Annotated in this window: 13 protein-coding genes; 12 read left to right on the forward strand and 1 reads right to left on the reverse strand. The window is 73.7% G+C overall.

Translation table 11 applies throughout. The features are described from left to right. The first annotated feature begins 107 nt into the window (after positions 1 to 107). The 3 genes from RIU97_RS31785 to RIU97_RS31795 are packed head-to-tail and all read left to right on the forward strand — an operon-like array spanning position 108 to position 2,893. Entirely contained in the window at positions 108 to 911 is an 804-nt protein-coding gene (locus RIU97_RS31785) for a hypothetical protein (protein ID WP_404960990.1), read from the forward strand. Beyond that, positions 908 to 2,131 (forward strand): type VII secretion-associated serine protease mycosin, encoded by a 1,224-nt coding sequence (gene mycP / locus RIU97_RS31790; protein WP_404960991.1) that lies wholly within the window; start codon positions 908 to 910, stop codon positions 2,129 to 2,131. Before RIU97_RS31785 ends, mycP begins: the two co-directional genes overlap by 4 nt. Positions 2,132 to 2,152: 21 nt before the next feature. Further along, positions 2,153 to 2,893: an SseB family protein gene (locus tag RIU97_RS31795; RefSeq protein ID WP_404960992.1), complete on the forward strand. Its 741-nt coding sequence runs from the start codon at positions 2,153 to 2,155 to the stop codon at positions 2,891 to 2,893. Between the two features lie 122 nt (positions 2,894 to 3,015). On the opposite strand, the gene RIU97_RS31800 is transcribed toward RIU97_RS31795, so the two are convergent. Then, entirely contained in the window at positions 3,016 to 3,393 is a 378-nt protein-coding gene (locus RIU97_RS31800; RefSeq protein ID WP_351303530.1) for a DUF1844 domain-containing protein, read from the reverse strand. 325 nt (positions 3,394 to 3,718) lie between these two features. On the opposite strand from RIU97_RS31800, the gene infC reads away from it, so the two are divergent. The 9 genes from infC to RIU97_RS31845 all read left to right on the forward strand — a co-directional run bounded on the left by infC (position 3,719) and on the right by RIU97_RS31845 (position 14,330). Next, positions 3,719 to 4,438, forward strand: coding sequence for a translation initiation factor IF-3 (gene infC / locus RIU97_RS31805; protein WP_404960993.1), 720 nt, complete (start codon positions 3,719 to 3,721; stop codon positions 4,436 to 4,438). Between the two features lie 104 nt (positions 4,439 to 4,542). Next, a complete protein-coding gene (gene rpmI, locus RIU97_RS31810; protein WP_030012385.1) occupies positions 4,543 to 4,737 on the forward strand; it encodes a 50S ribosomal protein L35 in 195 nt (64 codons plus the stop codon). A gap of 102 nt (positions 4,738 to 4,839) precedes the next feature. Continuing rightward, positions 4,840 to 5,226: a 50S ribosomal protein L20 gene (rplT, locus tag RIU97_RS31815; protein ID WP_007263143.1), complete on the forward strand. Its 387-nt coding sequence runs from the start codon at positions 4,840 to 4,842 to the stop codon at positions 5,224 to 5,226. A 283-nt stretch (positions 5,227 to 5,509) separates the two neighbouring features. Then, positions 5,510 to 6,370: a TrmH family RNA methyltransferase gene (locus tag RIU97_RS31820; protein WP_404960994.1), complete on the forward strand. Its 861-nt coding sequence runs from the start codon at positions 5,510 to 5,512 to the stop codon at positions 6,368 to 6,370. A 55-nt stretch (positions 6,371 to 6,425) separates the two neighbouring features. After that, entirely contained in the window at positions 6,426 to 7,685 is a 1,260-nt protein-coding gene (locus RIU97_RS31825; RefSeq protein WP_404960995.1) for an ATP-binding protein, read from the forward strand. A gap of 151 nt (positions 7,686 to 7,836) precedes the next feature. Next, positions 7,837 to 8,964 (forward strand): phenylalanine--tRNA ligase subunit alpha, encoded by a 1,128-nt coding sequence (pheS, locus tag RIU97_RS31830; protein ID WP_030706150.1) that lies wholly within the window; start codon positions 7,837 to 7,839, stop codon positions 8,962 to 8,964. Continuing rightward, positions 8,964 to 11,492 carry a phenylalanine--tRNA ligase subunit beta gene (pheT, locus tag RIU97_RS31835; protein ID WP_404960996.1) on the forward strand — a complete coding sequence of 843 codons (2,529 nt, stop codon included), beginning with the start codon at positions 8,964 to 8,966 and terminating at the stop codon, positions 11,490 to 11,492. Before pheS ends, pheT begins: the two co-directional genes overlap by 1 nt. Before the next feature lie 151 nt (positions 11,493 to 11,643). Further along, complete coding sequence (locus tag RIU97_RS31840; RefSeq protein ID WP_404960997.1) at positions 11,644 to 12,672, forward strand: PP2C family protein-serine/threonine phosphatase; 1,029 nt, start codon at positions 11,644 to 11,646, stop codon at positions 12,670 to 12,672. A gap of 317 nt (positions 12,673 to 12,989) precedes the next feature. Next, on the forward strand, positions 12,990 to 14,330 hold the full coding sequence (locus RIU97_RS31845) for a transcriptional regulator (RefSeq protein ID WP_404960998.1): 1,341 nt from the start codon (positions 12,990 to 12,992) through the stop codon (positions 14,328 to 14,330). Positions 14,331 to 14,345: the final 15 nt, after the last annotated feature.

Here is a 14,345-nt window from a genome sequence, read left to right on the forward strand (position 1 = left end):
GGGGTCGGCGGCGCCCGGAGGCGGGGACACCGGCCCCGCGGAGCCCCGCCGGGGACCCCGTAGAGTACGGGCAGGCAGCCGTACGGAACGGGGGGCGGAGCCGCCGGATGACCACGACGACACCGCGGACCACGATCCCGGGCGAGCCCGGCCTCTGGTCCCAGCCGCCCCAGCCCGCGCACACCCCGCCGCGCCGCCACCCCGGACGCGTCCTCGCCGCCGCGCTCTGCCTCCTCCTCGGGGGCGGCCTCGTCGGCGGAGCCGCCGTCACCACCTGGGCCGAACACCGCGCCGCGAACCGCCCGTTGCCCGCCGACGCCGCCTACCGCAAGGCCGAGTCGCTGTGGCGGTCCGCGCCCGTGGACCACCTCCTGCCGCCCGTCGTCACCGGCCCCGCGGCCGGCCCCGGCGGCTCCGACCGGAGCTGGACCCGCATCGCGCTCGCACCCGACGCCGACTGCGCGTCCGGCCTCGCCGCCGACTGGCAGGGCCTGCTGGCCTCCACCGGCTGCACCCGCGTGCTCCGCGCCACCTACACCGACGCCACCCGCAGCTCCCTGATCACCGTCGGCCTGGTCTTCACCCCCGCCGACGCCCCCGCGATGACCGCCCTCACCGGACGGATCGCCGCCCCGCCCGCGTACGGATTCACCGACGCCCAGCGCGCCGCTTGGGCCGCGTCCGTACTCGACGAGGCCCCCGTCGTCGTCTACGCCGTCTCCGCCTTCGCCGACGGCCGCGCCCTGGACGCGCCCCGCCCCGCCGGGGACCTGATGAAGAAGGACGCCACCGGAGCCGCCGCCCAGGCCGGACTCGGCCACGAGGCCAAGGCGGTCGCCGACCGGATCGGGCACACCGTGGCGCTCCTCGCCGCACCGCCCGTCACACCCGCCCCGAAGGCCCGCCGATGACCCCGCACCGGGCGCTCGGGCAGGCCGCCGCCGCCCTGACCGCCGCCGCCCTCCTCACGGCCGCCACCGCGTTCCCGGCGGCCGCCGACACCATCCGCGACCGCCAGTGGGGCCTGCTCGCGCTGCGCGCCGAGGAGGCCTGGGGCACCACCCGCGGCGACGGGGTGACCGTCGCCGTCCTCGACACCGGGGTCGACGACTCCCACCCCGACCTCGCGGGGCAGGTCCTCGAAGGCACCGACCTCGTCGGCATGGGCGCCGGCCGCGGCGACCGCTCATGGGCCCGCCACGGCACCGCCATGGCGAGCATCATCGCCGGGCACGGCCACGGCCCCAGCCGCGGCCAGGGCGTCCTCGGGATCGCCCCGCAGGCGCGGATCCTGCCGGTCCGGGTGATCCTCGAAGAGGGCGATCCGGGCCGCGGCAAGGCCCGCGAGAGCAAGGGCGGAGCCCTCGCCGAGGGCATCCGCTGGGCCACCGACCACGGCGCCGACGTGATCAACCTGTCCCTCGGCGACGACAGCGACTCCGCCCACCACGAGGCGGGCGAGGACGAGGCCGTCCAGTACGCGCTCGCCAAGGGCGTGGTCGTCGTCGCCTCCGCCGGCAACGGCGGCGAAACGGGCGACCGCGTGTCCTACCCGGCCGCCTACCCGGGGGTGATCGCCGTCACCGCCGTCGACCGCCGCGGCAAGAAGGCCAAGTTCTCCACCCGCAACTGGTACGCCACCGTCAGCGCCCCCGGCGTCGACGTGGTCATCGCCGACCCCGACCGCTCGTACTACGAGGGCTGGGGCACCAGCGCCGCCGCGGCCTTCGTCTCCGGCGCCGCGGCCCTCGTCAAGGCCGCGCACCCGGACCTGTCCCCCGCCCAGATCAAGAAGCTGCTGGAGGACACCGCCTCCGACTCCCCGGCCGGCGGCCGCGACGACGCCCGCGGCCACGGGACGGTGGACCCCGCCGCGGCCCTCCAGGTCGCGGCGGCGATGCAGCCCGAGGCCGCGGTGCCCGCGCCCGCCGCGGCCGAGCGCCCGTACTTCGGCACCGGCCCCGAGCCGGTCCGGCCGCCCGAGCGGAGCGCCCGGCTCGGTGCCCCGGCGGCCGCGCTCGCGGGGGCGGTGCTGCTCGTACTGGCCGCCGTACTGGGCCGGCGCCCGCGGCGGGGCACCCGGGGCCGGGACCGCCAACCCCTCACGGCGCCGTCGCACCCGGCACAGTAGGGTCGGGTAACTGTGGCGAACATGGCGAACAAGAACATTCCCGACCCGGGCTTCTCCGACGACGACGGCTCGGCCGATCCCCGGCTGACCGCGGCCCTGGCCGCCTGGTCCGAGGACCGGGCCAAGGAGCCCGAGGTGCTGGCGGCCCTCAAGGGCGCACGGCTGCTGGTCCCCGTGGTCGCCGTCCTCGGCGATGTGGAGACCGACCCGGAGACGGGCCTGAAGCGCGAGAAGACCAGCGACATGGCCGTCCCGACCCTGCGGGCGGGCGACCGGCGGGCGCTGCCGGCCTTCACCTCGACCGCCTCGCTCGCGCTCTGGGACCCGGCGGCCCGCCCGGTGGCGGTCCCGCTGCACCAGGCCCTGGCCGCGGCCGCCCACGAGAAGGCCGACACCGTGGTCCTGGACCTGGCCGGGCCCGTCACCTACCAGCTGACCGGGCCCGCGCTGCTCGCCCTCGCCGAAGGCCGTACGGACGCGGGCCCGCTGGCGGACCCCGCCGTACGGGAGGCCGTACGGGCCGCCGTGTCCGCGGAGCCGGCCGTGCTCCGCGCCCACCTCGGCCCGGGCGGCGCGGACGCCGACGGCACCCTTGCGATCGTGCTGGCCGGCGGGGCGCAGGCGCCCGCGGCGGCCCGCCGCGTCGCCGAGGCCCTCGCGGCGGACACCACCCTGCGGGCCCGGCTGGTGCGCGGGCTGGACCTGGCGCTGCTGCCGCCGGACGCGCCGGCTCCGCCCGGCGAACCGCTCTTCACCCGCTGACCGGAAGTGCCGGAACAGCCGTAAGAGCCGTAAGAGCCGTAAGGAAAGAGGAGAGGCGGGTCACACGGGAATCTCCCGTGTGACCCGCCTCTCCTCTTCGTATGTGCGTCGCCGGCGCGCGATCAGGCGAAGACGGGACCCGTGAACTTCTCGCCCGGACCCTGGCCCGGCTCGTCCGGGACGATCGACGCCTCGCGGAAGGCCAGCTGGAGCGACTTCAGGCCGTCGCGCAGCGGGGCGGCGTGGAAGGAGCTGATCTCGGTGGCGCTCGCGGTGACCAGGCCGGCCAGGGCCGTGATCAGCTTGCGGGCCTCGTCGAGGTCCTTGTGCTCGGAGTCCGGCTTGTCCAGGCCCAGGTTGACGGCCGCGGCGCTCAGCAGGTGCACGGCCACCGTGGTGATCACCTCGACGGCGGGCACGTCCGCGATGTCGCGGGTCATGGCGTCGTAGTCGGGGGCGCCGTCGGCAGCGGGGTCGGTGGAGGGTGTCGCGTCAGTCATGAACCCCACGATATGCCGTGCGGCGGGCTTGCAACGCGGGTGCTAGTATGTACTTCGACCGGCCGGACACTTCTGTGCCCGGCCCACAAGTGGAGGCTCCGTTTCTCCCACCTGACCGTCCTCCGGGGCGGCGGGTCACCGGTCAGGCGGCATCCATCGTTCCGTACGGACGATGGAAAGCTGCCCGATTCTACGCCCCGCGGTTCGCACGCGACGGTGTTCCGGTTGTATTGGAGCCCCTGCCTGTGCCCGGCGGGGCTTTTTTGGTTTCCCGCTGTGGTCGGTCTGACGGAAATACACGTCAGCGGCTGTCTGCCAGGCAGTCGTGTGGTGCTACCGAGGAGGATCCATCAGCACCGAGCCCCGCATCAACGACCGGATTCGCGTTCCCGAGGTACGGCTTGTCGGTCCCAGCGGCGAGCAGGTCGGCATCGTGCCGCTTGCCAAGGCGCTTGAGCTCGCGCAGGAGTACGACCTCGACCTGGTCGAGGTCGCGGCGTCCGCACGCCCGCCGGTCTGCAAGCTCATGGACTACGGCAAGTTCAAGTACGAGTCGGCCATGAAGGCCCGTGAGGCGCGCAAGAACCAGGCGCACACGGTCATCAAGGAAATGAAGCTCCGGCCGAAGATCGACCCGCACGACTATGACACCAAGAAGGGTCACGTCGTTCGGTTCCTCAAGCAGGGCGACAAGGTCAAGATCACGATCATGTTCCGTGGTCGCGAGCAGTCCAGGCCGGAACTCGGCTTCCGACTGCTGCAGCGCCTCGCGGCCGACGTCGAGGACCTCGGGTTCATCGAGTCGAACCCGAAGCAGGACGGCCGAAACATGATCATGGTCCTCGGTCCGCACAAGAAGAAGACCGAGGCGATGGCCGAAGCCCGCGAGGCGCAGGCCGCCCGCAAGGCCGAGCGCCAGGGTGTCGCCCACACCGACGACGAGGCTGCTTCCGAGGAAGCCGCCGTCGAGGTCGAGGACACCACCGAGGTCGCCTCCGCCGACGTCACCGAGGCCCCCGCCGACGGGACGAACGCCGAGGCCTGATCCCGAGACAGCCCGTCTCGGATCACCGACACAACATGACGCTCCCGTGAGCCGGTCCCGCAACGGACCGGTGGGAGCGCCACCGACGAGGAGATAACGGCGCCATGCCGAAGAACAAGACGCACAGCGGTACCAAGAAGCGCTTCAAGGTCACCGGCTCCGGCAAGGTGCTCCGCGAGCGCGCCGGCAAGCGCCACCTGCTCGAGCACAAGTCGTCCCGTGTCACCCGCCGCCTCACCGGCAACGCGGAGATGGCCCCCGGCGACGCCGCGAAGATCAAGAAGCTTCTCGGCATCTGATGTCCTCCGCTCCCCCTGCCGGGAGCGGGACGTCAAGACCGGGACCCCATCGAATTCGGGCCGTGTGAAGACACCCACGGCCCCGCTACAAGGAGTTAAAAAGTGGCACGCGTCAAGCGGGCAGTAAACGCCCACAAGAAGCGCCGGGCAATCCTCGAGGCGGCCTCCGGCTACCGCGGTCAGCGTTCGCGCCTGTACCGCAAGGCCAAGGAGCAGGTCACCCACTCGCTGGTCTACAACTTCAACGACCGCAAGAAGCGCAAGGGCGACTTCCGTCAGCTGTGGATCCAGCGCATCAACGCTGCTGCCCGCCAGAACGGCATGACGTACAACCGCCTCATCCAGGGTCTGAAGGCCGCCAACATCGAGGTGGACCGCAAGATCCTCGCCGAGCTGGCCGTCAACGACGCCAACGCGTTCGCCGCGCTGGTCGAGGTCGCGCAGAAGGCGCTTCCGGCCGACGTCAACGCCCCCAAGGCCGCTGCCTAAGGGCTAGCCGGCCCAGCTTCACGCGGCCGGCCCCCACGGACCCGCAGGCATTCGCCTGCGGGTCCGTGTGCTTTCGTCCCGAGAGCCCGAGAGCCCGAGAGCCCGAGAGCCCGAGAGCCCGCGAGCCCTGCGAGCACCGCGAGGCCCGTACGTTCCGCGCACCGCCGCGCCCGCGCCCCTCCTGCCCGCGGCGTCCTCGCACCCGCGGCCGGCCCTCGCCCCCGCGCCCCCGCTTCCCCGCGCCCCGCGCGCATCGGAACCCCGAGAGAGAACCGCTGAGACCATGGGTACCCCCGCCGAGCTGATCTCCCCCCGATCCCCGCGGGTGGCCGCCGCCAGGCGACTGGCGCGGCGCAACTTCCGCACCAAGGAGCGCCGGTTCATCGCCGAGGGCCCGCAGGCGGTCCGCGAGGCCGTCGAGCACCGCGGGCCCACCGGCGCGTCGACCCTGATCGAGCTGTTCGCCACCGTCGAGGCGGCCGAGCGCTACACCGAGATCATCGCCGCCGCCCTGGACGCGGGTGCCCGCGTGCACTACGCCTCCGACGAGGTGCTCGCCGAGGTCTCGCAGACCGTCACCCCGCAGGGCCTCGTCGGCGTCTGCCACTTCCTGGACTCCCCGTTCGAGGAGATCCTGGCGTCCGGCCCCAAGCTCGTCGCCGTCCTCGCGCACGTCCGCGACCCCGGCAACGCCGGTACGGTGCTGCGCTGCGCCGACGCCGCCGGCGCCGACGCGGTGGTGCTGACCGACGCCTCCGTGGACCTCTACAACCCCAAGTCCGTACGGGCCTCCGTGGGCTCCCTCTTCCACCTGCCGGTCGCGGTCGGCGTCCCGGTGGAGCAGGCCGTCGAGGGCTTCCGGGCGGCCGGCGTACGGATCCTCGCGGCCGACGGAGCGGGCGAGGACGACCTCGACGCCGAGCTGGACGCGGGCACCATGGGCGGGCCCTCCGCCTGGGTCTTCGGCAACGAGGCCTGGGGCCTGCCGGAGGAGACCAGGGCCCTGGCGGACGCCGTGGTGCGGGTCCCGATCCACGGAAAGGCGGAGAGCCTGAACCTCGCGACGGCCGCCGCCGTGTGTCTCTACGCGTCCGCGCGTGCACAGCGGGCGCCCGGAGGGTGCCGCTCCGTGACCCCCAGCTAGTAATGTGGCGGCCCGGGGGCCCACTGCGCTACTCGGAGATGTGGGGTACGGGGACATGACCGTCGGTACGAACAGCTCACCGGGGGCCGGCACGACGGCCGGCACACCGGTGCCGGCCGCACCCGGCCCCGCCCAGGTCCCGCCGCAGGTCGACGGCCTGGCCGGCGTTCCGCCGCAGGCTCCGGCCGGCGCCCGTGCGGGCGGGCCCGCGGACTCCGTCCACGGCACCCGCGCCGACGCCGTACCCCCGGGGTCCGCCCCCGGTGAGGGGCTCGGCTTCGGGATCGACCCCGACAGCCTCCCCGACGGGCTCGTCGTCGCCGACCACACCGGGCGCGTCATCTGCTTCAACCGGGCCGCCGCCCGGATGACCGCCACCGACCCCGCCCAGGCCCTCGGCACGCGCATCGACCGGGCGCTCCCGCTGGAGGACCTCGAAGGCCGCCGCTGGTGGGCGATGACCGACCCCTACGGGGGCCTCGCCACCCGCCGCGGACAGCCCGAGCGGAACCTGCTGCTCCCCGGCGGCCGCGAGGTGCTGGTCTCCGCCAGCTACGTCCGCACCCACCCCACCGGCCCCCTGCGGCGCCTCGTGGTCACCCTGCGGGGCACCGAGGCCCGCCGCCGTACCGAGCGCAGCCACGCCGAGCTGATCGCCACCGTCGCCCACGAGCTGCGCTCCCCGCTGACCTCGGTCAAGGGGTTCACCGCCACCCTGCTCGCCAAGTGGGAGCGGTTCACCGACGACCAGAAGCGGCTGATGCTGGAGACCGTCGACGCCGATGCCAACCGCGTCACCAGGCTCATCGCCGAACTCCTCGACATCTCCCGCATCGACTCCGGCCGCCTGGAGGTGCGTCGCCAGCCCGTCGACATCGCCACCGCCGTCGGCCGCCACGTACAGGCGCTCACGGCGAACGGCCAGGCCCCCGAGCGGTTCCTCGTGAGCGTCAGCCGTCCGCTCCCCGATCTGTGGGCCGATCCGGACAAGATCGACCAGATCCTCGGCAACCTCCTCGAAAATGCGGTGCGCCACGGAGAGGGAACGGTCACCATCGGGGTATCGCCGCATGAGAAGGGAACCGCCGTCACCGTGTCCGACGAAGGCCCCGGGATCCCCGAGGAGTCGATGGGCCGCGTCTTCACCCGCTTCTGGCGGGGGAGCAAGCGCGGCGGCACCGGCCTGGGCCTCTACATCGTCAAGGGCATCGTGGAGGCCCACGGCGGCACCATCACGGTCGGCCGCGGCCCCGGCGGCGGCGCCGAGTTCCGATTTATCCTGCCCGTGAGCGCCCCGGCGTACCTCACGCAGTAGCCCTGCTGAGCATCTCGCCAGACGGCCCACGGGCTCCTTCACCCCCAGCGACCTTTAGACTCGTCCTTTGGCACCCTTGTGTCTCTGTGTCGATCGGTCTGATCGTGCCGTACGGGGACCCACCAGCCAGCCATCGGAAGTACGGGAAGAGATGTCGGCACCGAACAAGTCGTACGACCCTGTCGAGGTCGAGGCACTGAAACCGGAAGAGATCGAGCGCATGCGGGACGAGGCGCTCGCCGCCTTCGCGTCCGCCGGCGACCTCGACGCGCTGCGTGAGGCGAAGACCGCGCACATGGGCGACCGCTCGCCCCTGGCGCTCGCCAACCGCGAGATCGGCGCGCTGCCCCCGCAGGCCAAGGCCGAGGCGGGCAAGCGCGTGGGCCAGGCCCGCGGCGCCGTGAACAAGGCCTTCGGGGCCCGCACGGTCGAGCTCGAAGCCGAGCGCGACGAGCGGGTGCTGGTCGAGGAGGCCGTGGACGTCACGCTGCCCTACGACCGCGTCCCCGCCGGCGCCCGGCACCCCCTGACCACGCTGATGGACCGCATCGCGGACATCTTCGTGGCCATGGGGTACGAGGTCGCCGAGGGGCCCGAGGTCGAGGCGGAGTGGTTCAACTTCGACGCCCTCAACTTCACGCCCGACCACCCGGCGCGCCAGATGCAGGACACCTTCTTCGTCCGGGGCCCCGAGGGCACCGAAGGCGACGAGTCCGGTGTCGTCCTGCGCACCCACACCTCCCCGGTGCAGGCGCGCTCGCTGCTGGAGCGCAAGCCCCCCGTCTACATCGTCTGCCCGGGCCGGGTGTACCGCACCGACGAGCTCGACGCGACGCACACCCCGGTCTTCCACCAGGTCGAGCTGCTCGCCGTGGACGAGGGCCTGACCATGGCGGACCTCAAGGGCACCATGGACCACATGGTCCAGGAGCTGTTCGGCGAGGGCACCACCACGCGCCTGCGTCCGCACTTCTTCCCCTTCACCGAGCCGTCCGCCGAAATGGACATGCAGTGCTACGTGTGCCGCGGCGAGTCGGTGGGCAACCCCGACCGCCCGTGCCGCACCTGCTCCAGCGAGGGCTGGATCGAGCTCGGCGGCTGCGGCATGGTCAACCCCAAGGTGCTCGTCGCCTGCGGTGTGGACCCCGAGAAGTACAGCGGGTTCGCCTTCGGGTTCGGCATCGAGCGGATGCTGATGTTCCGTCACAACGTTGAAGACATGCGAGACATGGTCGAGGGTGACGTTCGCTTCACCCGGCCGTTCGGGAGTGAGATCTGATGCGCGTCCCGCTTTCCTGGCTGCGGGAGTACGTCGACCTGCCCGCGGGCGAGACCGGTCGTGACGTGGCCGCCAAGCTGGTCGACGCCGGCCTCGAGGTCGAAACCGTCGAGCAGCTCGGCGGCGGGCTCAAGGGCCCGCTCGTCGTCGGCCAGGTGCTGACCATCGAGGAGCTCGAGGGCTTCCGCAAGCCGATCCGCTTCTGCACGGTCGACGTCGGCCAGGCCAACGGCACCGGCGAACCGCAGGAGATCGTCTGCGGCGCCCGGAACTTCTCCGTCGGCGACAAGGTCGTCGTGGTCCTGCCCGGCGCGGTGCTGCCCGGCGACTTCGCGATCGCCTCGCGCAAGACGTACGGCCGCACTTCGCACGGCATGATCTGCTCCGGCGACGAGCTGGGCATGGGCGACGACGGCACCCACGGCATCATCGTGCTGCCGCACGAGCACGAGGTCGGCACCGACGCGATCGAGCTGCTCCAGCTCGTCGACGAGGTCCTCGACATCGACATCACCCCGGACCGCGGCTACTGCATGTCCATGCGCGGTGTCGCCCGCGAGGCCGCCACCGCCTACGGCCTGCCGCTGCGCGACCCGGCGCTGCTCGACGTGCCCCAGCCGAACTCGTACGGCTACCCCGTCAAGATCGACGACCCGGCCGGCTGCGACCGCTTCACCGCCCGCACGGTGACCGGCCTCGACCCCGACGCGCGCTCCCCGATCTGGCTGACCCGCCGCCTGCAGAAGGCGGGCATGCGCCCGATCTCGCTCGCCGTCGACATCACCAACTACGTGATGCTCGAGCTCGGCCAGCCGCTGCACGCCTACGACCGCTCCAGCATCGACGGCACCATCGGCGTCCGCCGTGCCGAGCAGGGCGAGAAGTTCACCACCCTCGACGGGGTCAAGCGCACGCTCGACGCCGAGGACCTGGTGATCACCGACAACAGCGGCCCGATCGGGCTCGCCGGTGTCATGGGCGGCGCCAACACCGAGATCGCCGACTCCGTCACCGACCCCGAGACCGGACAGGTCACGGGGACCACGGACGTCGTCATCGAGGCCGCGCACTTCGACTCCGTGTCGATCTCCCGCACCGCCCGCCGCATGAAGCTCTCCTCCGAGGCCTCCAAGCGCTTCGAGCGGGGCGTCGACCCGCAGGCCGCCGCCGCGGCCGCGCAGCGGACCGTCGACCTGCTCGTGCTGCTCGCGGGCGGCACCGCCGAGGCGGGCGTCACCGAGGTCCTCGCCCCGGGCGCGCCGCGCACCATCGCCATGCCCGCGGACCACCCGGACCGGGTGGCGGGCATGGAGTACGGCCGCGAGACCGTCGTGCGCCGCCTCCAGGAGATCGGCTGCGACGTCTACGGCCAGGACGAGCTCGTCGTCACCGTCCCCTCGTGGCGGCCCGACCTCGCCGCGCCCAACGACCTCGCCGAAGAGGTCATCCGGCTCGAGGGCTACGGGAACCTCCCGTCGACCCTCCCGCAGGTGCCCTCCGGCCGCGGTCTGACCGCCCGGCAGCAGCTGCACCGCCGGGTCGGCCGCGCGCTGGCCGGCGCGGGCTACGTCGAGGCGCTGAGCTACCCCTTCATCGGCGAGGGCGTCTTCGACCAGCTCCAGCTCCCGGCGCACGACGCCACCCGCCAGGTGGTCAAGCTCGTCAACCCGATCTCCGACGAGGAGCCGGCGCTGCGCACCACGCTGCTGCCGGGTCTGCTCGGCGCACTGCGCCGCAACGACAGCCGGGGCAGCCACGACCTCGCGCTCTTCGAGACCGGTTCGGTCTTCCGGGCCGCCGCGCAGCCGGGCGTCGCCGTACGGCTGCCCGTGGACCGGCGTCCCACGGACGAGGAGATCGCCACCCTGAACGCGGCCCTGCCCGCGCAGCCGCGGTACGCCGCGGTCGTGCTCGCCGGTGCGCGCGAGCAGGCCGGCTGGTGGGGCAAGGGCCGCCCGGCCGACTGGGCGGACGCGGTCCAGGCCGCCCGCTCGCTGGCCGTCGAGGCCGGCGCGGAGCTCGTCGTCCGCCAGGGCCAGTACGGCCCCTGGCACCCGGGCCGCTGCGCCGAGCTCGTCGTCACCATCGACGGCGTCGAGCAGGTCATCGGCCACGCCGGCGAGCTGCACCCGCGCGTGGTCAAGGCGATGGGCCTGCCGGCCCGCACCAGTGCCATGGAGCTCGACCTGGACCGCCTCGCGGCGGTCGGCGGCGAGGCCCTGCATGCGCCCCGGATCTCCACCTTCCCGGTGGCGACCCAGGACGTCGCGCTGATTGTGGACGCGTCGGTCCCGGCGTCCTCGGTGGAGGCCGCCCTGCGCAAGGGCGCGGGCGAACTCCTGGAGTCGCTCCGGCTGTTCGACGTGTTCACCGGTGAGCAGGTCGGCGAGGGCAAGAAGTCCCTGGCGTACGCGCTGCGCTTCCGCGCGGCCGACCGGACGCTGACCGCCGAGGAGTCCACGGCCGCGCGCGACGCGGCGGTGGCGCTGGCGGGCGAGCGGACCGGGGCGGTGCTCCGGGGCGCGTAGCCGCACCGCGTAGCCGCACCACGTAAGGCCAGTTGAGGGCGCATCCGGACCACCGGATGCGCCCTCACTCGTTCGGGTGAGAAGAGCGGAGGCCCGTGTCCGGGGCACCGGTCGGTCGACACAATCGATCCGGCCGGAGGGGAGCCTACGGATGATCACGCGCGGGGAGATGCCCCAGCTGCGCCGGGTGTGCGTCGTGGCCTGGGGCGGCGCCGCGGTGTCCTGGGAGCTGGCCACCCCGGGGCGACTGGTGCCGAGCCTGGCGACCTGTGCGGCCTTCCTGCTGCTGGCCACCGGGTGCGCCCTGCACATCCGGCGCGGGCTGCTGAGCGAACTGCGCCGCTCGCAGGAGATCGCGGGCGCCGCGCAGCGGGCGCTGCTGCGGCCGCTGCCGGGGCGGATCGACGGCCTGACGCTGGCCGCGGCGCAGCTCTCGGCGAGCCGGGGCGCGGCGGTGGGCGGGGACCTGTACGAGGCCGTGCCGACGGCGTACGGCGTGCGGGTGGTGATCGGGGACGTACGGGGGCACGGGCTGCCGGCGCTCGGGGCGGCGGCGGCCGTGCTCGGGGCCTTCCGCGAAGCGGCGTACGACGAGGTGTCGCTGGGCGGCGTCCTGCGGCGGATGGAGCGGGCGCTCGGCCGGCACCTGCGCGACCGGGCGCGCGCGGAGCATCCGGCCGCCTGCACCGGTGAGCCGGAGTCGCCCTCGGCGGAGGAGTTCGTGACGGTCCTGCTCCTCCAGATCGCCCCGGACGGCACCCTCCTGGCCCTGAACTGCGGCCACCCCTGGCCGTACCGCATGCGCCCTGGGCTGGATTTTCCAGCCCGTCCGGCGTTTGAGGACCGGGTCCGGGCGGAGCCCGGGAAAGCGGACGTGCAGGCTCTGGACGGTGAGACCCTGCCCCCGCTCGGGGTGGTGCCCCTGCCGGTGGGAGCCGAGCCGCACCCCGTGCGGGAACTGCGGCCCGGGGAGACCCTGTTCCTGCACACCGACGGCGCCGAGGAGGCCCGGAACGCCGTCGGCGTGTTCTTCCCCCTGCGGAGCGTCCTCGCAGAGACCCCGGCACCGCGAACGCCCGCGCGGCTGGTCGCGGGCGTGCACGCGGCCCTGCTCCGGCACACCGGCGGGCGACTCGCCGACGATGTCGCCCTGCTGGTGCTCCGCAACGACCGGTCCTGACCGGCCGGCTGCCGGGGGGCCGGGGGGCCGGCTCCGCCGGGGCCCGGCGACCAACCGGGCGCCGGCGGAGCCGGAACACGCCGCCCGCCTGCCGTGGAGTGTCGGGCAGACAGCAGGACGGGCGGCGCGGTGCGGGTCGTCGCACTGTACGAGGGGGAGCGGACGACCCGAGCCGCCTCTTGGCGAGGCCCTTAAGTGAAGCGCCCACGGGGGCCCGTGCGGCAGAGTGCGCATCGCATTTATGCGCGTACACGGTTCACACCCCGTGTGAACCGCGCACCCACTAGCCTGAGACCGACGAGCCCTTGGAGCGGCCCATGCAGCCCAATGTCCTGCTCGACGCCCTCCTCGCCGAGGCGGGCATGTCCCATGCCGGACTCGCCGCCTACGTGAACCAGGCAGGCCGCACCCGCGGACTCGCCCTCCGCTACGAACACACCGCCGTGGCCCGGTGGCTGAAGGGCCAGCGGCCCAGGGGCCAGGTCCCCGACCTGATCTGCGAGGTGCTCGGCGGCCGGCTGCGGCGCTCCGTCGGGCTGGACGACATCGGGCTCGGGGCGGCCGACCGGCCCGTCTCCCTGCACGCCTCCCCGCTGAGCGGGTTCGTGGACCGGGCCGCCGCCCTGTGGCGGTCCGACGGCCAGGCCCGGCCCCAGCTGCTCGCCGCCGAGGCGGTCACCGGGACGCCCGCCGTCATCCCGGTCTGGGAGTGGGAGAACCCGCCCGAGGACGCGGACGTCTCCCGCGAGGGGCCGAACCGGATCGGTCCCGAGCACATCGAGATCCTGAAGGCCGCCCGCGCGCACTACGAGCTGATGTACCGCCGGGCCGGCGGGGTGGCCACCCGGGACCGGATCGTCCGCTTCCTAGGCAGCGAGACGGCACCCATGCTGCGCGGCAGTTACTCCGACGGCCTCGGCCGCCAGCTGCACCGGGCTACCGGGTCCCTCGTGGCGGTGGCGGGGATCTGCGCGTACGACTCGGACGCCCACGGGCTCGCCCAGCGCTACTTCCACCAGGCGCTGCGCCTGGCCAAGGCGTCCGGGGACCGGGGGCTCGGGGCGTACGTGATCGCGCTGATCGTCAACCAGTCCCTGCACCTGCGCGAGTACCGCCAGGCCGTCGCCTTCGCCGAGGCCGCGCTGCGCGCCGCCGGCCCGCACACCACTCCGGCGCTGGCCGCCGACCTGTACGCGATGCAGGCCAAGGCGTACGCCCAACTCGGCGACACCCAGGCCGCGCTGGCCTGCATCCGCAACGCCGAGGCCGCCGCCGAGCGGATCCACCCGGGCACCGAACCCGACGAGACCGGCTACGTGCAGCCGGGGCTCGTCAACGTCCAGGTCGCCGAGGCGCTGCTCAGCCTGGGGGATCTGGAGGCGGCCCGGATGCAGGCGGCCGCCGCCGTCGACACCCCGGCCCACGACCGCGGCCGGGTGCACCGGCTGGCGATGCTGTGCGAGATCCAGCTGTGCCAGGGCGAGGCGGACCGGGCCGCGGCGTCCGCGGCGGAAATGGCCGAGCGGGCCAGGGGGATGGAGTCGCTGAGGCTGCGCGACCGGCTGCGGACGGTCCGCGAACAGCTGCTGACCAGCGGTTGTCCGGACGCGGCCCAGACCGCACAGCTCATCGACGGGGCGCTGCGCGTTCCGCTGTGACGGGTCAGCTGCTGC

The sequence above is a fragment of the Streptomyces sp. 147326 genome (genome assembly GCF_045000215.1).
Classification (GTDB): Bacteria; Actinomycetota; Actinomycetes; order Streptomycetales; family Streptomycetaceae; genus Streptomyces.